This is a genomic window from Mesorhizobium sp. AA23, from assembly GCF_001672435.1.
Taxonomy (GTDB): domain Bacteria; phylum Pseudomonadota; class Alphaproteobacteria; order Rhizobiales; family Rhizobiaceae; genus Mesorhizobium.
Genome location: NZ_LYTP01000023.1, coordinates 638,525 through 658,754, shown reverse-complemented (window position 1 = coordinate 658,754; position 20,230 = coordinate 638,525). Strand labels below are relative to the sequence as shown.

Here is a 20,230-nt window from a genome sequence, read left to right as displayed (position 1 = left end):
CTCGCCAAAAGCTTCTCCGGGACCGCAAGGAGACAGTGCCGGAAAGAAGGCCGAGACAAATCGGCAACCGCAATCCGAAACCACAATCTGTAGAGGGAGTGAGAGAAATGATCGATAAAACCAGAAGGATCCTGTTGGTCGCCGCCGCGGCGCTGCCGCTGATGGCAAGCCAATCCTGGGCGGCCGGCTTGATCAGCATCATCGTGACCGACCCGGCCAATCCGTATTGGCTCACCGAAGGCCAGGTCGCCAAGGCCACGGCAGAGAGCCTCGGCTACACGGCCAATGTCAGCGCACACAAGGGCGACACCAACACCGAAAGCACGATGATCGACACCGCCATCACCAACAAGTCGGTGGCGATCATTCTCGACCCGGCCAATGCCGACGGTTCGATCGGCGCGGTCAAGAAGGCGATCGCCGCCAACATCCCGGTCTTCCTGGTCAACGCCGAGATCAACCAGGACGGTCTCGCCAAGGCGCAGCTCGTCTCCAACAACGCCCAGGGCGCCGCGATCGGCGCGCAGCAGTGGGTCGAGGCGATCGGCGACAAGGGCAACTATGTCGAGCTGTTCGGCAATCCGGCCGACAACAACGCGGCGACGCGCTCGAACGGCTATGAGACCGTGCTCACCCAATATCCGGACCTCAAGAAGGCCGGCAAGGAAGTGGCCAACTGGGACCGCACCCAGGGCTACCAGAAAATGCAGTCGCTGCTGCAGGCCCATCCCGACATCGTGGGCGTCATTTCCGGCAATGACGAGATGGCCCTCGGCGCCATCGCGGCGCTGAAGGAAGCCGGCAAGCTCTCCCAGGTGAAGGTCGGCGGCTTCGACGGCTCACCGGACGCGGTCGCCGCCGTCAAGGCGGGCGAGATGCAGTACACGGTGCTGCAGCCTGTGGCGGTCTTCTCGGCCGAAGCCGTGAAGCAGGCCGACAAGTTCATCAAGACCGGCTCGACGGGTGCTGCCTCCGAGAAGCAGCTCTTCGACTGCGCCCTGATCACCAAGGACAATGTCGACAAATACACCGGGCCGTTCACGCTCTCCCAGTGAACCGCCGGATTGGGGCGCGCAAACGTTGCGCGCCCCTTTTCCTCCCGCGCAAAGACATTCGATGCGCAAAACCCTACCTGCCCCCAAGGTGCCCGCTTGCCATCGGCGCCAGATATGCGAATGGCATCGGCAGGAGAGGCTTGGATGACAGATCGCGAGATTCGGCCCGAGCAGGCGTTGAAGACCCTTGCCGGGGATCAGGTGCCCGCCGACAGCCGCCACGCGCGCCAGCTGGCGCGCCGCCGGATGATTGCCGAGGCCGTCATGGCCGAGGGCACGATGCGCATCGAGGATCTCACCGAGCGTTTCGGCATCAGCCTGATGACCGCGCATCGCGACCTCGACGAACTGGTCGAGAAGGGATTGCTGCGCAAGACGCGCGGCATCGTCTCGGCCGCCCCGACCAGCCTCATCGAATCGAGCGACGTCTACCGCTCCTCGCGCCAGGGAGCCGAGAAGCGCGCGATTGCGCAGGCGGCGGCGTCCTTCCTGGAACCCGGACAAGCCGTTTTCTTCGACGATTCCACCACCGTCCTGCAGCTCGTGCCGCATCTTGCCGCGCGCGTGCCGCTGACGGCGATCACCAATTCCATCACCCTGATGAATGAGCTCAAGGACACGCGCGACCTGACGCTGCTCGGGCTTGGCGGGCAGTTTTACCACTGGTGCAACGCCTTCATGGGTCCGGTCACGGTCACGGAGATCCGGCGGCTGCGGGCCGACCGCGTCTTCATGTCGATGTCGGCCATCACCGACGGCATGGTGTTCCACCAGTCACCGGAAATGGTCGAGACCAAGCGCGCCATGTTCGACAGCGCCGCCATGCGCATCCTGCTTGCCGATCACACCAAGTTCGAGCGCCGGGCGCTGCATGCCATGTGCGCGCTGAACGAGTTCGACGTCATCGTCGTCGACGACGGAACCCCGCCGCGACAGGTCGAGGATATGAAGGCAGGCGGCATGACCGTCGTCGTCGCCGCCGTGCGACAAGAACATGTTACAGGCAGCTTATTGTAACATCCGTTGATGTTAATTTAACATGATGGTATGCGAAAACCTCAAGAGATGCACGCGGTGCATGGCGAGGAGCGTATGCCCTGTCTGCTGGGAATCGATAGCGGGCTGACCGTCACCAAGGCGGTGGTTTTCGACGAGGCAGGCGCGCCGCTGGCCGTGGCCCGCCGCCGCTTGCCGCAGTTCATCTCCGAACCGCGTCATGTCGAGCGCGACATGGACGAGCTGTGGCACGCCGCCGCCGAAGCGATCGCGGAAGCGGTCTCCGGCTGCGGACGTCCACCCTCGGACATCGCCGCCGTCGCCGCCACCGCGCATGGCGACGGGCTCTACACGCTGGATCGCGACCGCCGGCCGCTCGGATACGGCATCCTGTCGCTGGACAGCCGAGCTGGAGACGTCGCCGCCCAGTGGCAAACCGACGGGACGGCCGGCAAGGCGCTGTCGCGAACCGGTCAGACGCCGCATGCGTCGGCGCCCTCTTCGCTACTGGCCTGGATTCGCGATCACGAGCCGGAGCGCTTTGCCCGCATCGGCCATGTGCTTGCCTGCAAGGATTGGCTGCGTTTCTGTCTGACGGACAGCCTGGGCACCGACCTCACCGAGGCGAGTACCTCCTTCACCGCGGTCGACAGCCAGGCCTACGCGCCGGACATCCTGCCGATCTTCGGTCTCGAAGCACTCGCCGATGCGCTGCCGCCGGCGGCGCGGCCGGACGAAATCGTCGGCGCCATTACAGTGCAGGCGGCACGTTACACAGGCCTGCTTGCCGGCACGCCGGTGGTGGCCGGCCTGCACGACGTAACTGCCTCGGCGCTCGGCATCGGCGGTTATGGCGAAGGCGTGGTCGCTATCGTCGCCGGCACCTATTCGATCAACGAGACGGTCTCGGCCGCGCCGCGCATCGATGCCCGCTGGTTCTGCCGCAACGGCCTGAAGCCCGGGGAATGGAACAACATGTCGATCTCGCCGGCATCGGCGGCGAATTATGACTGGTTCCTCGACACGCTGTGCGGTTCCGAGCGGGCAGCGGCGGAAGCCGACGGGCGTTCGATCCACGCCATCGTCGGTCCTGAAATCGAGGCGGCATTGGCGCGGCCCTCGACACTGCTCTTCCATCCCTATCTGTTCGGCTCGCCGCATGGCCCGGCCGCCAGCGCCGGCTTCCTCGGGTTGCGCGGCTGGCATGATCGCGGCGACATGCTGCGCGCGGTGATCGAAGGCATAGCCTTCAACCACCGCGTCCACGTCGATGCGCTGCGCGAAGGTTTTGCGCCGCGCGAGGCGCGGCTGACCGGCGGCATTTCCCGAAACCCGGCCTTCGCGCAGGTCTTCGCCGATGTGCTCGGCATGCCGCTCACGGTGACCGAGACGGAAGAAGCCGCCGCATGGGGCGCCGCACTCTGCGCCGGCGCCGGCGTCGGCCTGTTCGCCTCGCCGCGGCACGATCCGCGCGACTTGGCAGCGCTTGGCCGCACCTACCGGCCCTCCCCTGAGCGCAGCTCCGCCATGGACAAGCGCTACGGGCTGCACTGCGACATCGCCAACCGCCTCGCCGAGGCCTGGCCGTCGATCGAAGCGCTGGCGGAAAGGGGAACGCGATGAACGCGGACAACCGCCGTCAGGACATCGCCGACTATGTCATTCAGCATGGCGAGGCGCGCATCGACGAGCTCGTGACGGCATTCGGCGTCTCGCGCATGACCATCCATCGCCACGTCGACGAGCTGGCGCGCCAAGGCGTGCTGCGCAAGCTGCACGGCGCGGTCAGCGCGCAGCCGTCCGGCGTCTACGAAAGCCTCTTCCGTTTCCGCGAGACGCATGCGGCGGCGGCCAAGCGGGCGCTTGCCCGGGCGGCTCTGGCCGAGATCGAGCCAGGCCAGGTCGTGCTGCTCGACGATTCGACCACCGCCAATGCGCTCGGCCCACTGCTGCCCCAGATCGCGCCGTTGACCGTCGTCACCAACAGCTTGTCTCTGGCGGAACAGCTGGTGGGCAAGGACGAGCTGAAGCTGATCCTGCTCGGCGGCGAATACCATCCGACGTACAACGCCTTCATCGGCCACATCTGCGAGAACGCGCTGCAGAAGATCAGGGTCAACCTGCTCATCTGCTCAGCTTCGGCGATCGACAACACCGCGACGCTGATTCAGGACCCGCAGGTGGTGCGCGTGAAGCAGGCCATGGCGGCAGCGGCCTCGCGCAGCGTGCTGCTCATCGATTCCTCCAAGTTCGGCAAGGTAGCGCTGCACCTGTTTGCAGACCTCACCGACTTCGATCTCGTGCTTAGCGACGACGGCCTTCCCGACGAGGTTGCCGGCAACCTGAAGGCGGCCGGGGTCAATCTCAAGATCTTGCCGGTGCAATGATCGTGGCGACACGCGATGTCGATGTCCTCATCATCGGCGCCGGCATCAACGGCGCCGGCCTGTTTCGCGATCTGTGCGAACAGGGCCTCAAGGTCGCGATCGTCGACAAGGCGGATTTCGGTTCCGGCACCAGCGCCGCGCCGTCGCGGCTGATCCATGGCGGGATCAAATATCTCGAAACGGGCGAGCTGGGCCTCGTCGCGCAATCGACGTTGGAGCGCAACCTGTTGCTGCGCAATGCCCCGCATGCGGTGCGGCCGCTGCCGACCGTCATCCCGGTCTTTTCCTGGCTGACGGGCATCGGAGACGCGCTGCGCACCCTTTTCGGCAGCACGACCGCTCCGCGCGGCCGCGGCGCTCTCCTGATCAAGATCGGCCTTGCCATGTATGACTTCTACGGCGCCCGCCGCCGGGTCATGCCCCGGCATAGTATGTGGTCTAAAGCGCGGGCGCTGAGCGAGATACCGCCGCTGACGCCGGGCATCGTCGCGGCCGGCACCTACTATGACGCCACCGTCCGTCATCCCGAGCGGCTGGTGCTCGAGCTTCTCCAGGACGGGATCAGGGCGAGCCCCGAATCCGACGCCTTGAACTATGTGCGATTGCTGGACAGCGACGGCAGCGTCGTGCGCTTCGCCCTGCCCGACGGCGGCGAGCTCGGCTTCCGGCCGCGCATCGTCGTCAACGCGGCCGGGCCATGGATCGACCATGTCAACACTGCACTCGGCGTGCCGTCACGGCTGATCGGCGGCACCAAGGGCTCGCACATCTTGCTCGACCATCCCGACCTGCTGCGGGCGCTGAACGGCCGCATGATCTATTTCGAGGCCAATGACGGCCGCATATGCCTGGTGTTCGACTATCTCGGCCGGGCGCTGGTCGGCTCGACCGATATCCGGGCCGCCGACCCCGAGACGGTGCGCTGCGAGGATGGCGAGATCGACTATTTCCTGGCGAGCCTCAGCGAGCTTCTGCCCGGTCTTGCCTTTTGCCGCGAGCAGATCGTCTACGCCTATTCCGGCATCCGCCCACTGCCGGCGTCGGACGGCACCGCGCCTGGCCTGATCAGCCGCGACCACTCGGCGCCCGTCATGGAGATCGAGGGCAACCGAACCTGGCCGATCGTGTCCTTGGTGGGCGGCAAGTGGACGACCTTCCGCGGCTTCGCCGAAGAGGTGGCGGACATGCTCTTGTCCAGGCTTGGCCAGCCGAGGCGGATAAGCACGCAAAGCCTCGCCATCGGCGGCGGCCGCGATTTTCCGGCCGACGCGGCCGCTCATGCAAGCTGGATCTCCGCTATCACGGCCGAGACGGGTGCATCGCCCGCCCGCGCCGAAAAACTGCTCGACCGCTATGGCACGACCGCCCGCCTCATCCTGGCGCACGAAGCCGAACAGCAGACGGAGTCGCTTGCCGGCGCGTCCGATTATACGCTGGCGGAAATCGATTGGCTGGCGCGCAACGAAAATGTCGCCCACCTGGTCGACATAGTCATGCGGCGCACCGCGCTGGCGATCACCGGCCGGCTCAGCCGCGGCAATCTCGAACAAATCGCCGACGCCGCGGCGGCCGCGCTGGGGTGGGATGCGGGGCAGCGCGAGAAGGAGCTGGAAGCGACGTCGAAGGAGCTCACGGAGCGGCACCGATTTTGGTTTGAATAGCCAGGATCCCATTGCCAGTCGACGTCGACGACACAGCCGGCCACGGCGGTGGATGTCCACCAGGGCCGACCAAGTGCCTTATGCACTAATGGGCCGTTGTGCTAGCGCCTTTTGAGCTCGCTCGGCCTGCCAACAACTCCTTGCCACCGATGCGAAGCGTCACCGTGTTCGCTCGCATATCTGTTATTCGATAGCGCCCCACCTGACAACCGACATGGCGCGCTAAGCAGTCGGACCGTTTTTCCGTGGTTCAGATGGACCCAATGCAGGGTAGTTCCAGACTGCATATTATGCGACTTTGACCCAGCCAACGAATGGCCACACCGAGGACTCTGCGCCCTTGACTTCTGTGCAAAAGCAAGGGGTTTGCCATGTCATGTGAGAGCGCCACGCCTCGGCTGAAAAGTACCGAGCGCTGCTCTCAGCGTAGTTCGGATCGGGGCTAGGTCGGCTTATGTCGGGTGACAGGACTATTAGTGACCACCCTAACGGTCGAGCCGGCAAGGTGGGATACTTCTGGCTCCTAGTCGACCGGGACGGGTGTGATGCCATCCTGGCCGATACACTCGACCTTGCCGGTGCCGAGACATATGGCGAGCTGCTGACCCATCCGTGCGGCCATTATGACTTTTGGGAAAAGATGAAACGGCGCGGTCCGGCCTGGTTGCGCGCGAGAAACCTAAGTGCGGCACTGCTATCCACCGAATACGAGGACTGGCCACGCGGTCGGGTTGTTTACTCGCCAAGCCAGGATCGTTTTTACATCTACGCTGACTCTCGGATCCAAACGCCGGCGCGGATCGCGCTTGTGCGACAGAGGTTTCAGATTTCTGGCTCGAACGTTGCGATCTCAGGTGACAGCCATTATCGCCCACCGCCGGCCTCTGTCATCGAAGACACCGAGACCTGAGGCTCTCTCAGACCATTATCGGCTGCTTCGCTTTCTGACTGTTGCACCTGTAAGGTGAGGCTGTCAGATTGGCCGCTTGAACGGCCGCAGGGTCTCAAAACCGGCCGGTTTGTTGCACTTGCGCAACGCCGCTCAAGATTCCCTCCCAAAAGCGCAAAATTCTGCCCTGAAACAGGGCTTGAGCGCGGCCTCTTTGTCCGCTGCCAATTATATATGGGGGCATGGACTCCTCCATGCGCAATGGAGATCAGGTCCCTATGAAAAATCATCTCGAAGTGCAGCTCACTGCGATCTCTGAGCTGAAGGTTTCACCGTTCGCCTCGCGCAATCACCCGCTTGAAAAGCGCCGCAAGTTGTTAGCGAGTGTGAGTAGGTACGGCGTACTTGCTCCACTGCTAATCGAGCAAGGTGGCCATATCGTCGACGGACATGCCAGACTGGAGGCGGCCGGCAAAGCCGGGCTCACGCATGTCTTGACGATCGATGTGTCCCATCTGGCTGAAGTCGACAGGCGGGCCCTTCGCTTGGCGATGAACCGTTTGGCTGAAGGTGGCAAGTGGGACAAGGACGCGCTGGCGCGCGAACTGAACCATCTGATCGAATTTGGCTACGACATTGAACTTACGGGCTTTGATACGTTCGAGATCGAGAGCGCTATCGAAGTCGTCGACGACCCATCCGGCGTCGAGGAACATATCGACGCGAAAATGGTCTCCAACATTCCCGTATCGCGGTCTGGAGACTTGTGGATCCTTGGCGAGCCGGGAAAGGCCCACGGGATTGCTTGCGGCGATTTTCGCGACGAAGCGCTCTTAGACTCTTTATTCCAGTCTGGGACTGCCGCGATCAGCTTTACCGATCCCCCATACAACGTCCCGATCCAGGGTTTCGTATCGGGACTGGGCAGAACCGAACACAATGAATTCGCGATGGCTTCCGGAGAGATGAGCCGACCGGAGTTCCGAGCTTTTCTCTGCAATACGCTCGAGGCGCTCTTCCCCCGCCTTTCACAAAGCGCGCTTGCCTATGTGTGCATGGACTGGCGCTCAATCGCTGTTTTGATCGACGCTGGCGAGGCCCTGGGGCTCGAACTTCTCAATGTGGCTGTTTGGGTCAAGACCAACGCTGGCATGGGCAGTTTCCTGCGCTCGCAGCATGAATTCGTTGCAATCTTCAAACGGCACGGTGTGCCCCACCGCAACAATGTCGAACTCGGCAAGCACGGCCGCTCTCGCTCGAATGTCTGGCACTATAGAGGCGTCAACGTCATGGGCCCGGAGCGCCATCTGCTTGCAGAACACCCAACCGTAAAGCCTTCGGCCATGGTTGCGGACGCAATTCGTGATGCCAGTCTGCCAGGCGATATCGTCTTCGACCCGTTCCTTGGATCGGGCTCGACGCTGATCGCGGCGGAACGCACCCGTCGGCTTTGCTATGGGATCGAGATCGAACCGACCTTTGTCGACCTCGCCATTCGTCGCTGGCAGGCCGAGACCGGCAAGGACGCGGTTCGTCTTGGCGATGGCATGATCTTCAGCGCAGCCGAGAAGGTCGCCAAGGCTAGCTGGAAGGGCAGCAGCGGATCGCATGCGCCTTTGCTCCTGGAGGGTATAAAGGCGCCAAGGCCACCCGAGGCCTCGTAGGGCGCCGCTCTTCGCCGCTTGGCGACTGACCTCGAGATAAACGGCCTTGCATTCCTCCCCCTACGCGACGCCTCGGCTACTGGCCGAGGCACGGAAATTCGTCCGCCAGCTTGACCAGCCCCGTCGATCACATCCGACCCATCGATTGGGCCGCGGCAGCTCGCTTTTTAGAAATTCATACCGACAGAAAGGCCCCATCCGTGCGCAATTGGAACAGCCTTCCAACAGACCGCAACCCTTCGCTGTTCGTTTTGCAAAGTCCCCTCACAGGGAGCGTGATCGCCACTCCGCCAAACAGCTTAAACTTATCTTATAAAGCCGCCGCGGCGCGAGATTTGCGCGCCCTTCCCTCTTGTCTCGCGGGACTTTCCAGGGGCGCTCGCAGGAGTGCCATTATGTATCGAGGTTTTCAAGTTGGGCCCTCGTTGGCCCGGTTGTCCCACGCTTTTACGACATCCACTCGCCCAGCATCAAAGGCAGCCACGGCGGAGGTGCGGTCATGAGCGACCAAAAGGATGACGACGAGGGCGTGGGCTATGGCAAGCCCCCAAAACATAGGCGTTTTCGACCGGGCCAGTCCGGCAATCCAAAAGGTCGACCGAAGACCAAATCGAAGAGCTTTGCCAGCGGCATTCTAGCCGAGCTCGAACAGTCCGTCATCGTGCGCGAGAACGGACGCGAATTGAAGCTCACCAAACGAACCGTGATCGTCAAGACGCTCGTCGCCAAAGCCATGAAAGGCGACGTGCGGGCCTTGAAAGAGATCAAGGAGCTGTTGCCGCAGCAGTTCCAGCAGGACGGCGGTGCCAAGCCAGGTGAGGACGTGAGCGCTCAGGACGTCGCGGCCCTCGAACGCTTTGTCGAACGACACTTGTTTAGCCACACCAAAACGGAACCAGCCAACACGTCCGCACCGGATGAAACGGAGAAGGAGAGCGGTCATGACCAACAATGAGGACACTCGAGAAGCGCTGCGAATAGCCTCCCGTAACGACCTCGCCGTTTTCGGTGTGCGTGCCCTGCGTATCCTATTGGCAGGCAGCTATCAGCATTTTGAGTATGTCGATCTGTTGCTGCTTTGGATTGGCGCCCGAATGCTTCTGGGCCGAGCATGGCAAGGCGTAGTTAACATGCCACCTCGGCACCTCAAAACCCTTTGCGTCATATGCGCAATCGCTTGGTATCTCGGGCGAAACGCGACGAAGCGGGTGATGCTCGTCACCCACTCGTTGACCCTTTCCAATACCATAGCGCTCAAGATCCTGAGTCTCGTTCGCAGCCCATTTTTCCAAACCATCTTTCCGGAGTTTCGCCTGAGGGATGACAAGCAGGCTGCAATGGACTTCGAAACGACCCTGGGCGGCGGCCTCATTGCCGGCAGTTTTGGCAGTCGGTTGACTGGCCATGGCGCAGATCTTCTCGTCATGGATGACCCCATCTCTCCACAAGAAGCGTTCTCGATCGTGTCAAGAGACGCAGTGGAATTGTTCTACGAAACGACGCTCAAGACGCGCCGCAACAATCCTCAAACGGGTGCACGCCTCCTCATTACCCACCGAACGCATCCAGACGATCTTTCGGGCAAATTGCTTGGGGAGGGATTTGATCCACTCGTGCTTGCTTTGGAGGCCGAGGAGGATGAACGTCATGAAGTTGGCAACTTCGTCTTTAGCCGCAAAAAGGGCGAGGTACTCCAGCCGACGATCTACACGCCTGAGATCCTGGCAAACCTCAAGCGCGAGACGCCCTCCCACGTCTTTGCGACCCAGTATCAAAACCGCCCGGTCACCATTGACGGCGGCTTGCTCAAGCGAAGCGACTTCCCCTTGATGTCCAGTGTGCCCCAAGGCGGGCAAACCATCATCTCCTGGGACGTCGCCTCCTCGACCAACCCAAAGTCATCCTATTCGGTGGCCTTGGTGTTCGTGCGGCACCAAAACGTCAGTTACCTCCGCCATATCCTTCGCAAACGGATGGACTACGCTGAGTTGGCGAGCACGGCCAAGGCGCTGAACGACCTCTATAAGCCAACCCACCATTTGGTCGAATCCGCTTCCCTTGGCCCTGCCCTCTTTGCCGAGCTGCAAGGCCTCGGAGCCAACGTGATCGCCATGAGCCCAACCGCCTCCAAGCTGGAGCGGCTTCTAGCCGTCATGAACCAGGTCAACAGCCAGCAGGTCCATCTGTGGCAGGCAATGCCAGGCCTTGAGGCCTTCCTCGACGAGGCGTTTTCCTTCCCACACGGGTCGAACGACGACCAGATCGATGCCCTGACGCAATACCTCAAATGGATCGCCGAGACCACGCCCGCGCCCGGTCACGAACTCGTTGCCATCGGCATTGGCAGGCCTGCGCACAGGCGCGACCGCTACCACTCCATCAAGCGAATGATCCGCAATTGACCGACAAACCCGCCCCCTCAGCCCTAAGGAGGTACCTATGGACTATTTGGATACAATAATTCGCAAACCCCCAATGGTCGGCCATTGGAGCCTTAATCTTACTACCTTCAAACACTCGATCGATGGCGCCACCAGGGACATCTTCGGCTTCAGGCGCGAGGACCGTAGTCTTCTCATCGACGATCTGAAGGATCAGACTCAGCGGCCTGACCTTCCCAACGAGCGGACATGGGGACCCACCTTCCCGGACTGGCAATTCACCGACCAGCCCTTCGTTGCCACGTTCCGTATCAGCCCCATGGGAAGGGTGTTCGAGGTGGTCTGGATCCGCTCCACGATCGTCTACCAACGTTCGCCAGAAATGCTCCGCGGAACCGTGGAGGTCCTCGATATCGACGACAGCCAGACTGTCGATCTACGCGAGTACCGGCTCGACAAAGCAGAGCGGGAGGGAAGGCTGCGCTAAGAAGCTCACGTTGACAACGCGAGCGGCCGCTCGGACCTCCTCGAGCGGCCGCCGATCAACCAGTCGAATATCGTGGCTTTGCGCTTCGCAGCGGCCTCCTTCGCTAGCGCTGGCGCCGGCTTCCTCCCAAGCCCTGCTGATTTTGGCATAGCCCAGCATGCCGCCAGATAGTTGGGTGCAACCATCGTCTCCGTATCGCCGACAATCTAACTACGACATTTATAGTTTTGATATAAAATCAACTGGACTTCCCTAACAAAGCAAGCATTGGTCTCGCGGTAAGGCGAGATCAGAGCTATGGCAAAGAGGCGGGACAAGATATTCGACAAAAGTGAGTTCGAAGCTCTCCGCCAACTCTTGTTCGATATCGAGCCGGAACTCAAAATGCTGGAAGGCGCGGTGGCGATACTCCAGTCACTTAGCACCACAGCCGATCAGATCGAACCCATCGCCCTTGCCCCCGCTCGCCCATCTGAGCAGAGAGGCCATGGAAAAGATCCTTTCAATCTGGCGGCAGGCTTTGACTGCGACCAACAAGACAGTGGCGCGATGAACGTCCGCGGTCGCGGACGCTACCGCGCAGCACCATTTCAGCGGAGCGGCCTTGGAGCTGGCTTGGTGGCCAGGTTCGACGCAAGCCCTCAGCTCTTGCTACTCGCGGTCGGAGGAATCTCCCTCTTTGCGAAGCAATTCGGCTGGGTCTATCTCCAGAACCTTCGCGATCTTCTCGATCGCCTTCAGGCTCGCATAGTAGCGGCCCCGTTCGAGCGAGCTGATGTAGGTCCGATCGAGGTCTGCCCCATGGGCAAGAGCTTCCTGAGACAGCTTTTTTGCATCCCGGGCTGCACGAAGATTCTGAGCAAAAAGCTGCCTTATGTCCATCGGACGTAGAACAGCGGATTGCAGAGTATACTCCACGGAGTATACTCGTCGTTGTCGCTTTCTGCGGCCCGAGCGACTCCATTTCCCCAACGAAGTCAGAGGTGACCATGACTGTTTGGTTTTACGATGAAAATTCGACGCGGCGCGGCCTGAGCCGGCGGGTAGATTTGGCTCAAATTGCTATCACCGAAGACAGCAGACACCTGCGGACAAATGGTTTCGGTCACGCGACAGGAATGGACACCAGGTCAGCATTTTGGTTCGCCCTCCTGGTAGGACTGGCAGCTTTAGCACCTTGCCAACCAGCTAATGCACTGACAATGGCAGAATGCAGCGCCAAATATAACGCTGCCAAATCTGCTGGCACCCTCAATGGCCGAACCTGGACTGTCTTTAGGGAAGCAGAATGCGGGCCTGGGAGCAAACCCGCTGTGGCGCAAGCGCAGCCGATCGACACCCTTAGGGAAGAGCTCAAACAGAAAGGATACTCAAAGCAAAACATCCAACTGGCTTTCCTGATCCTGCATGTTGGACTTGCTGCAAAGCAATGCGTAGATGCTGGGTATGAAGATCAGGGCCTGATCGACGCCATAAAGTCGCTCGCCGCCAAAACCGGCGTAACAATGACAAACGACCAGATCGCTCGCTACTACCAAATCGATAAGGCGCCAGCCTTTGAAATGATGGCCTTCAAAGGTCTTTCAGACGATCTGCGCTACGATTTCTGCATGGCCAAAAGGCGAGATTTTGCAGCACTGGGGCTGCTCTAGCGCTAGATGACGGGTGGTGCCTATCTGGTTCCCGTATCTCTGGCGGGGCCATTCCAGGAAGCGGCGCGGCACGAAGGGAACAGCCCGTCTGCTCGGTAGGCGGGTTTTTCTTGTCTAGTAGTCTGAAATGGGACCGACAGCCGGCAGTCCGCAAACAGGGTGCACAGTGCCGAAAGCGGACGCACGGCTGCGATGAACTCGATCCCCGGCCGGTTGGCTAGCGTTTATGTAACTCGCGAGCTCTCGGATCCTCATGGGCATCCTAACGCGCCATTTTTACGCGAGCTGGCCCAGGCGATTGTTGCTAAGAGTAACTCGCGACAGGCTCACCCAGCGTATCGAGCCAATGCGATCCAGGTTCATCCGTACGGCGTGCTTTCACCCCAACCCTCAAGCCCATTGTCGGTGGTGACGCGAACGATCGTCGCGTCGAAACTCCGATATTCCCTTCCGCCGACAACAGATACACGCTGCCGGAGTAAGGCAAAATCGACCTAAAAGACATCGATCTGTTTGATCTTCAAATCCGTCATCTTCAATCTCGAGGCAGGGGATCGTGAGCACGAGTTTTTGAGCGATGCTCTTGGAGAGGAAATCCTTCTGCGCCTCAACATTCCGGCTCAACGGATAGGTTTTGCCGATGACGGGCCGGATTTCGCAGCGTTCGATTTACGCGCCACCGAGGAACTTGAGGAGACCGCCAAGCTGTTCCTCATGCTGCACGGACGCGAGTTGCGACCGCTCACTCCGGAGCAGCGAAACGAGTTGTCGGACAGCAACTGAGGCATGCTTGGGCGTCATCATCGACGGAAACTGCCGCGGTCTCCGTCGAGCGCTGCCCGAGGGCGAGACGAAAGCCTTCAGTCCTTAGCGGGACGGCAGGTTATACTTGGCGTCAACCTCGTCGATCGCCTTGACGTTGCCGGCCGAACGGCCGTTCTCGTCGAAGCTCTGCGCCAGAAAGGCGTCGACGATAGCCTTCGCCAGCTCCGGGCCGATGACGCGCGATCCCATGGTGATGATCTGTGCGTTGTTCGAAAGTGCGGCGCGCTCGGCCGAATAGGTATCGTGCGTCAGAGCGGCGCGAATGCCTGGCACCTTGTTAGCCGCGATGCAGACGCCAATGCCGGTGCCGCAAACGAGGATAGCACGGTCATATTCTCCCTTGAGCACCGCGGAGCCGACGCGATCCGACAGAGTGGCATAAAAGGCGTCCGGACCGGCCTCGGTGCGCGAAACCTCCCTCACCTCATGACGTTCTTTGAGGTGGTCGGCGATGATCTTGGCAAGCCCCTCGCCCGCACCATCTCCTGCCACGGCGATTTTCATATCTGTCTCCTTTAGATTTTGGCGGCGCAGCGCGCCAGGATGTCGAGATAGCCTTCGACGTTCCAGGCCGAACGGCCGATGAAGAGCCCGTCGATGTCCGGGCAGGTGATCAGTTCTTCGCAATTTGTGGGATTGACGGAGCCGCCATAGAGGCAGGGTATGCGGCGGCCGAGGATCTGCTGGGCGAACCCGGCTATCTCGGCGTGCCGCGCGTTGGCATAGTCTGCGGTCGCTGGGATGCCGCGCTCCCCAATCGCCCAAACCGGCTCGTAAGCAAGCAGGATCTCGGCCTCTCGCTGGCTGCCGGTCAACCTGCCGAGCGCGCCGCGCACCTGCTTCGCCAGGACATCGGTCGCCCGGCCGCTTTCGCGATCCGTCAGCGTCTCGCCGATGCAGATCAGCGGCACAAGGCCATGGCGGATTGCTGCCTCGGTCTTGAGGCCAACGGTCTCATCGGTCTCCCCGAAATGTTCGCGACGCTCGGAATGGCCGAGCTCGACGAGATCGAGATCGCAATCCTTGAGCATGACCGGCGACACTTCGCCGGTCCAGGCGCCTTCGGCGGCCCAATGCATGTTCTGCGCGCCGACCTTGACTGAAGTCCCTTTCAGCATCGTCTTGACTTCACGGACGGCAGTGAAAGGCGGAATGACGAAACGCTGGACACGGTCATGGCGCCCGCCGTCGGCGCCTTGCAGGCCGCCGGCAAAAACACGCGCTTCCGCAAGCGTCTTGTTCATCTTCCAGCTGGTGCCGACCCACAACTGCCGGTTTGCGGTCATTCCGTTCCCTCTTCGGTGGCAATTTTGATGATGGTTCGTCCACCTTCGAGCTGCACAGCGGTCTCGTGTGGCAACGGCTTATCGGAGATGATCGTGCCGAAATCGTTGAGATCGGCCAGCACGTGCAGTGCCGTGTGACCAAAGCGCCGGCTATTGACCAAAAGGCAGCTTTGTCTACTCGAGGCGATCATGGCGCGCTTGCTGCGCACGACGGTATCGTCCATGTGATAGGCACGGCGGCCCGACGCGGCCGGTGCTGAGACAAAGGCTATGTCGGCACGCAAGCGCGAGAGTGCTTCCTCAGCGACAATCCCCAAATAGGCGTTGAACTTGGCGGAATAGACCCCCCCGACGGCGATCAGGGTGGCGCCGCTGTCACGCTTGTTCCGATCGATGATCGCTGCATTGTTGGTGATGATCGTAAGTGGCCTTTTCTTTGCCAGCACGTCACCGAGCATCGCCGCCATCGATCCGTCGTTTATCATGACGGTCATGCCTGGCTCGACAAGCTCAGACGCTACCGCCGCAATCGACCGCTTCACATCGGCCTCCTGCAGCTCTCGGAAGCGGAAATCGCTCTCGAACTGGGTGCCTGGGTCGATGGTCGCGCCACCGCGCACTTTGCGCAATACGCCGGCTCGCTCGAGATCGTCGAGGTCGCGATGGATGGTCATCTTCGAGACTGCGAAGCGATATGCGAGATCATCAAGATCAACGGCGCGGCTCTCAATCAGAAGATCGATGATTTCCTGCCTGCGCTCTTCGCGTTTCAAGGGCCCCTCCACCGTTCGCCGCCGGCTAGCGGGCCTCCCGCGCGTGGCGTCTGTTGCTACGATCGACTCGCGCCCAATGTCCAATATGTCGCACTCAATGGATAGTCCCGGTGCGATAGCGGTCGGCCATTTCGGAAAGCGTCAACGGCGCGATGCCGTGCGCATGGCCAGCCGAGCCGAATGCTTCGAAGCGTTCGCGACAAAGTTTGGAAAGGGCTGCCATGGCGGGCTTCATGTATTTGCGCAGATCGAATTCCGACGGATCTTCGCTCAGCACGCGGCGGACCTGGCCGGTCATCGCCATGCGGCAATCGGTGTCGATATTGATCTTGCGGACCCCGTGCCGGATGCCGCGCTGAATTTCTTCGACCGGTACCCCCCAGGTCGGCTTGAGCTCGCCGCCGAACCTGTTGAAGATCTCTTGCAACTCGTCCGGGACCGACGAGGAGCCGTGCATGACAAGGTGGGTGTTCGGCAGCTTCGCATGGATGGCCTCGATCACGTGCATTGCAAGCACGTCGCTGTCGGGCTTGCGCGTGAACTTGTAGGCACCATGGCTGGTGCCCATTGCGATCGCTAGCGCATCCACTTTGGTTTTTGCAACAAAGTCGGCCGCCTCATCAGGATCGGTAAGAAGCTGATCGTGTGACAGCGGGCCTTCGGCGCCGTGTCCGTCTTCGGCTTCGCCGACGCCGCTTTCCAGCGACCCCAGCACGCCAAGCTCGCCCTCCACCGATACGCCGCCCCAATGGGCGAAATCCACCACGCTCTTTGTGACATCGACATTGTAGTCCCAACTGGCCGGCGTCTTGCCGTCAGATCGCAGCGATCCATCGATCATGACCGAGGTGAACCCGGCCTGGATCGCCGTCATGCAATTGGTTGGTTCATTGCCGTGATCGAGATGCACGCAGACCGGGATGCTGGGATAGATCTCCGTGACAGCGTCCATCATATGCTTCAGCATGATGTCATTGACGTAGGCACGCGCACCGCGGCTGGCCTGCATGATGACCGGAGAATCCGCCTTGCTGGCCGCCTCCATGATGGCCAGCGCCTGCTCCATGTTGTTGATGTTGAAAGCAGGCACGCCATAGGCATGTTCGGCAGCGTGATCCAACAGTTGGCGTAAAGTTATACTAGCCATTGCTTCCTCCCTATGCGTTACGGACCAGGCCGGAGATCACTTCAACTTCATTTGCTGAACCGAAAACCAAGGGCGTCCGGCAATGATGCGACAGTGGTGTCTTCTCAAGGATGTCAACCCTTCCATCGGTAGCCAGACCGCCGGCCGCCCTCATGAGGTATGCGATTGGGTTGGCTTCATAGACATGCCGCAAGCGGCCCTGCTCGTAGCCGGGACGGGTATCTGCAACGTAAAGGAAGACCCCGCCTCGCAAGAGGATGCGATGAAGTTCTCCGACGGCAGCGCCCAGCCAGCGCATGTTGAAGTCGCGACCGCGAGGCCCGGTGCTGCCCCTCAGGCAATCGTCGACGTAGGAACGGGTCGACGGAAGGAGATGGCGATGCAACGAGGCATTGTATGCCAGATCCGCCGTGTCGGGCTTAATCCGAACGTTCTCTCGGGTGACGTAAAAACTTCCATCGCTGGAGTTCAACGTCGACAGGACGACCCCATCACCGACTGAAAAGCCGAGATCGACAGTGTTTCCGTAGGACACGTAACCGGCCGCAAGCAATTCGCTTCCCGGTTTGAGGAAAGGGTCCTCTCCCTGGTTGAAGGCCGCGATAGAAAAGAGCGTTCCGAGAGAGGCCCCCAGTCCGACATTGCCGGATCCGTCGAGCGGATCAATGGCAATGGCGAGCCCCGATTCAGCAAAAATGGCCGGTGCCTCGGCCTCTTCCGACAGGACCTGAGCCGCACCGGCCTCCCGCAGCAGCCCGAGGAACAAATGATGTGAAGCGACGTCGATCGCCTTCTGTTTGTCGCTGTCGGAATTGACACCGACAATCTCAGCCGGATTGCCAGGAATTTCGCCCAAGGCGATCCTGGCCGATAAGGCGCGCGCTGCGTTGACGATGGCGTCGATCTGCTTCGCTATGGCGAGGCGGAGCATGTCCGGACCTGCCCAGTCTTCCAGATAGTCCTCGACCGCCTGCTTGGCGCGCGCTGGCTGATCATTGGCAAGCCTGAGAACGTTCATCGCGTTGCTCCCAACTTTTCCAGAGCCAGTGTAACGATGGCATGCTTGGTGATGCCAAAGCGTTCGTAAAGTACTTCGGCGGGGGCGGAGGCGCCGAACCCGTTCATGCCGATAACATCGTCCTCACTGTCGACGTAACGCGTCCAGCCGAACTTGGACGAGGCCTCGACCGCGATACGTGGCGCCCTACCGAGGACGGCCTCCCGATACGATTTCGGTTGCTTCTCGAAGAGATCCCAGGCCGGCATCGAGACAACAGCCGCCTGGATGCCCCGGTTGCTCAATTCGGCGGCTGCGGCAACGGCCAGCGCGACCTCGGTTCCGGTAGCGAGAATTGTCAAGTCGCGCGACGGGCCAGCCTCTTTGAGGACATAGGCACCCTTTGCCGCCCGGTTGACGCCGTCCCTCTCCGATCGGAGCTGGGGAACGTTTTGACGCGAAAGCGCCAGGACTGACGGCGTGTTCTGGTCGCGCAACGCGATGTCCCAGCACTCCAGGGTCTCGACGGCATCGCAGGGCCTGAAGACATGCAGGTTCGGGATCGCGCGCAGGCTTGCCACGTGCTCGACCGGCTGGTGGGTTGGACCGTCTTCGCCAAGCCCGATCGAGTCATGCGTCAACACATATATCGAGCGCACTCCCATTAGCGCCGAGAGGCGGATTGCGTTGCGGCAATAGTCCGAAAAGACCAGGAACGTGCCGCCGTAAGGAATAAGGCCGCCGTGCACGGCTATGCCGTTCATGGCCGCAGCCATGGCGAATTCACGCACGCCATAGCTGACGTAGCGCCCGGAGCCGGTTGGCGTGAAGTCGCTGTCGACGGCCGCGACACGGGTGAGATTGGAATGGGTAAGATCGGCCGAACCGCCGATCATCTCGGGCAGCGCGGCGGCCAGGCTTTCCAGGGCGATCTGGCTAGCCTTGCGGGTCGCGACTGCCTGGGGATGATCAAGGAGTTTTCCCTTGGCGGCCTCAACCACTGCCCCATAGTTGTCCGGCATCGTGCCGGCGACGCGGCGTAGGAATTCGTCCTTCCGGCCGGCGTCCACGGCATCGAGCCGCGCCCTCCAATCGGCACGAGCACCAGCGCCTCTCGTGCCGATTGCGTGCCAGCTTTCAAGTATTGCTGATGAGACTTCAAACGGCGCGAGTGGCCAGCCATAGGCGGCCTTTGCCGCCGCAGCCTCGACTGCTCCCAAAGGAGCGCCATGAGCCGAGCTCTTGCCGGCCTTGTTTGGCGAGCCATAGCCGATGACCGTCTTCATCGCGATCAGTGACGGCCTGCCGGTTTCAGCCTTGGCGCGGGTGATTGCCGCATCAATGGCGGCCGGATCATGGCCGTCGATGCTTTCGACGTGCCAGCCGTAGGCTATGAAACGGGCCGGGACGTCCTCGGTAAAGGAAACGGCGGTCGAACCGTCTATGGTGATCTGGTTGTCATCATAGAGCACAACCAGTTTGCCCAGCTTCAGGTGGCCAGCGAGCGAGGCCGCCTCCTGGCCGACGCCCTCCATCAGGCAGCCGTCGCCGCAAAAGACGTAGGTGTAGTGATCCACGAGCTCCCGGCCGAATTCATCCGAGAGACGCCTTTCGGCGATGGCCATACCCACGGCCCCGGCAATACCCTGCCCGAGCGGGCCGGTCGTGATCTCGACGCCAGCGGTATGGCCATACTCAGGATGCCCGGGAGTCTTGGAGCCCCATTGGCGAAAATTGCGGATTTCCTCGATCGAGACGTCCTGCACGCCGCTCAGATAGAGCGCGCTGTAGAGCAGCATTGAGCCGTGTCCGTTCGATAGTACGAAACGATCACGGTCCGGCCAGGCTGGGTCGCTGGCGTCAAACTTCAGATGTCTCGCAAAGAGCACGGCCGCGGCGTCAGCCATGCCCATCGGCATGCCCGGATGACCCGAGTTGGCCGCTTCAACGGCATCTATCGAAAGAACGCGGATCGCATTCGCCATATCGGAAATCGATGCATTCGCCGGGATCATTCGCCCCTCCCTATC

General features: G+C 61.2%; 16 protein-coding genes and 2 pseudogenes. 11 read left to right on the top strand and 7 right to left on the bottom strand.

Translation table 11 applies throughout. The annotated features are described in order from the left end of the window. The first annotated feature begins 107 nt into the window (after positions 1–107). The 9 genes from A9K66_RS19830 to A9K66_RS19785 all read left to right on the top strand — a co-directional run bounded on the left by A9K66_RS19830 (position 108) and on the right by A9K66_RS19785 (position 11,520). Positions 108–1,055, top strand: a complete 948-nt coding sequence (locus A9K66_RS19830; protein WP_067326966.1) for a D-ribose ABC transporter substrate-binding protein — start codon at positions 108–110, stop codon at positions 1,053–1,055. 144 nt (positions 1,056–1,199) lie between these two features. After that, on the top strand, positions 1,200–2,072 hold the full coding sequence (locus A9K66_RS19825; RefSeq protein ID WP_067326963.1) for a DeoR/GlpR family DNA-binding transcription regulator: 873 nt from the start codon (positions 1,200–1,202) through the stop codon (positions 2,070–2,072). Positions 2,073–2,147: 75 nt separating this feature from the next. Then, the gene (locus A9K66_RS19820) at positions 2,148–3,674 is read left to right on the top strand and encodes an FGGY-family carbohydrate kinase (protein WP_067327185.1); all 1,527 of its coding nucleotides are present in this window, start codon (positions 2,148–2,150) and stop codon (positions 3,672–3,674) included. Then, on the top strand, positions 3,671–4,438 hold the full coding sequence (locus A9K66_RS19815; protein WP_067326960.1) for a DeoR/GlpR family DNA-binding transcription regulator: 768 nt from the start codon (positions 3,671–3,673) through the stop codon (positions 4,436–4,438). The genes A9K66_RS19820 and A9K66_RS19815 overlap by 4 nt, the downstream gene beginning before the upstream one ends. 2 nt (positions 4,439–4,440) lie before the next feature. After that, entirely contained in the window at positions 4,441–6,099 is a 1,659-nt protein-coding gene (locus A9K66_RS19810; protein WP_245307593.1) for a glycerol-3-phosphate dehydrogenase/oxidase, read from the top strand. Between the two features lie 1,167 nt (positions 6,100–7,266). Beyond that, positions 7,267–8,652: a DNA modification methylase gene (locus A9K66_RS19800; RefSeq protein ID WP_197507493.1), complete on the top strand. Its 1,386-nt coding sequence runs from the start codon at positions 7,267–7,269 to the stop codon at positions 8,650–8,652. Positions 8,653–9,151: 499 nt separating this feature from the next. Next, positions 9,152–9,607 (top strand): DUF5681 domain-containing protein, encoded by a 456-nt coding sequence (locus A9K66_RS19795; RefSeq protein ID WP_156751105.1) that lies wholly within the window; start codon positions 9,152–9,154, stop codon positions 9,605–9,607. Beyond that, positions 9,594–11,054, top strand: coding sequence for a hypothetical protein (locus A9K66_RS19790; RefSeq protein WP_067326947.1), 1,461 nt, complete (start codon positions 9,594–9,596; stop codon positions 11,052–11,054). The genes A9K66_RS19795 and A9K66_RS19790 overlap by 14 nt, the downstream gene beginning before the upstream one ends. Before the next feature lie 37 nt (positions 11,055–11,091). Further along, entirely contained in the window at positions 11,092–11,520 is a 429-nt protein-coding gene (locus A9K66_RS19785) for a hypothetical protein (protein ID WP_156751104.1), read from the top strand. Between the two features lie 651 nt (positions 11,521–12,171). On the opposite strand, the gene A9K66_RS29710 is transcribed toward A9K66_RS19785, so the two are convergent. After that, a complete protein-coding gene (locus A9K66_RS29710) occupies positions 12,172–12,402 on the bottom strand; it encodes a helix-turn-helix transcriptional regulator (RefSeq protein ID WP_082953969.1) in 231 nt (76 codons plus the stop codon). A 107-nt stretch (positions 12,403–12,509) separates the two neighbouring features. Between A9K66_RS29710 and A9K66_RS29705 the strand changes: the two genes are divergently transcribed. Continuing rightward, a complete protein-coding gene (locus A9K66_RS29705; RefSeq protein ID WP_245307604.1) occupies positions 12,510–13,172 on the top strand; it encodes a hypothetical protein in 663 nt (220 codons plus the stop codon). A gap of 675 nt (positions 13,173–13,847) precedes the next feature. Continuing rightward, a pseudogene (locus A9K66_RS30415) lies at positions 13,848–13,955 on the top strand (aldolase); the annotation flags it as partial. A gap of 84 nt (positions 13,956–14,039) precedes the next feature. Here A9K66_RS30415 and A9K66_RS19765 read toward each other — a convergent pair. From A9K66_RS19765 to tkt, 6 genes and pseudogenes are all read right to left on the bottom strand, one after another. Next, positions 14,040–14,501: an RpiB/LacA/LacB family sugar-phosphate isomerase gene (locus A9K66_RS19765; protein WP_067326932.1), complete on the bottom strand. Its 462-nt coding sequence runs from the start codon at positions 14,499–14,501 to the stop codon at positions 14,040–14,042. Positions 14,502–14,512: 11 nt separating this feature from the next. Then, a complete protein-coding gene (locus tag A9K66_RS19760; RefSeq protein WP_067326929.1) occupies positions 14,513–15,283 on the bottom strand; it encodes a triose-phosphate isomerase in 771 nt (256 codons plus the stop codon). Positions 15,284–15,363: 80 nt separating this feature from the next. Next, positions 15,364–16,056, bottom strand: a pseudogene (locus A9K66_RS19755) (DeoR/GlpR family DNA-binding transcription regulator); the annotation flags it as partial. Between the two features lie 94 nt (positions 16,057–16,150). Continuing rightward, positions 16,151–17,203, bottom strand: a complete 1,053-nt coding sequence (gene fba, locus A9K66_RS19750; protein WP_067326922.1) for a class II fructose-bisphosphate aldolase — start codon at positions 17,201–17,203, stop codon at positions 16,151–16,153. 10 nt (positions 17,204–17,213) lie between these two features. Next, complete coding sequence (locus A9K66_RS19745) at positions 17,214–18,221, bottom strand: class 1 fructose-bisphosphatase (RefSeq protein WP_067326919.1); 1,008 nt, start codon at positions 18,219–18,221, stop codon at positions 17,214–17,216. Further along, positions 18,218–20,215 carry a transketolase gene (tkt, locus tag A9K66_RS19740; protein ID WP_245307591.1) on the bottom strand — a complete coding sequence of 666 codons (1,998 nt, stop codon included), beginning with the start codon at positions 20,213–20,215 and terminating at the stop codon, positions 18,218–18,220. The genes A9K66_RS19745 and tkt overlap by 4 nt, the downstream gene beginning before the upstream one ends. Between the last annotated feature and the right edge of the window lie 15 nt (positions 20,216–20,230).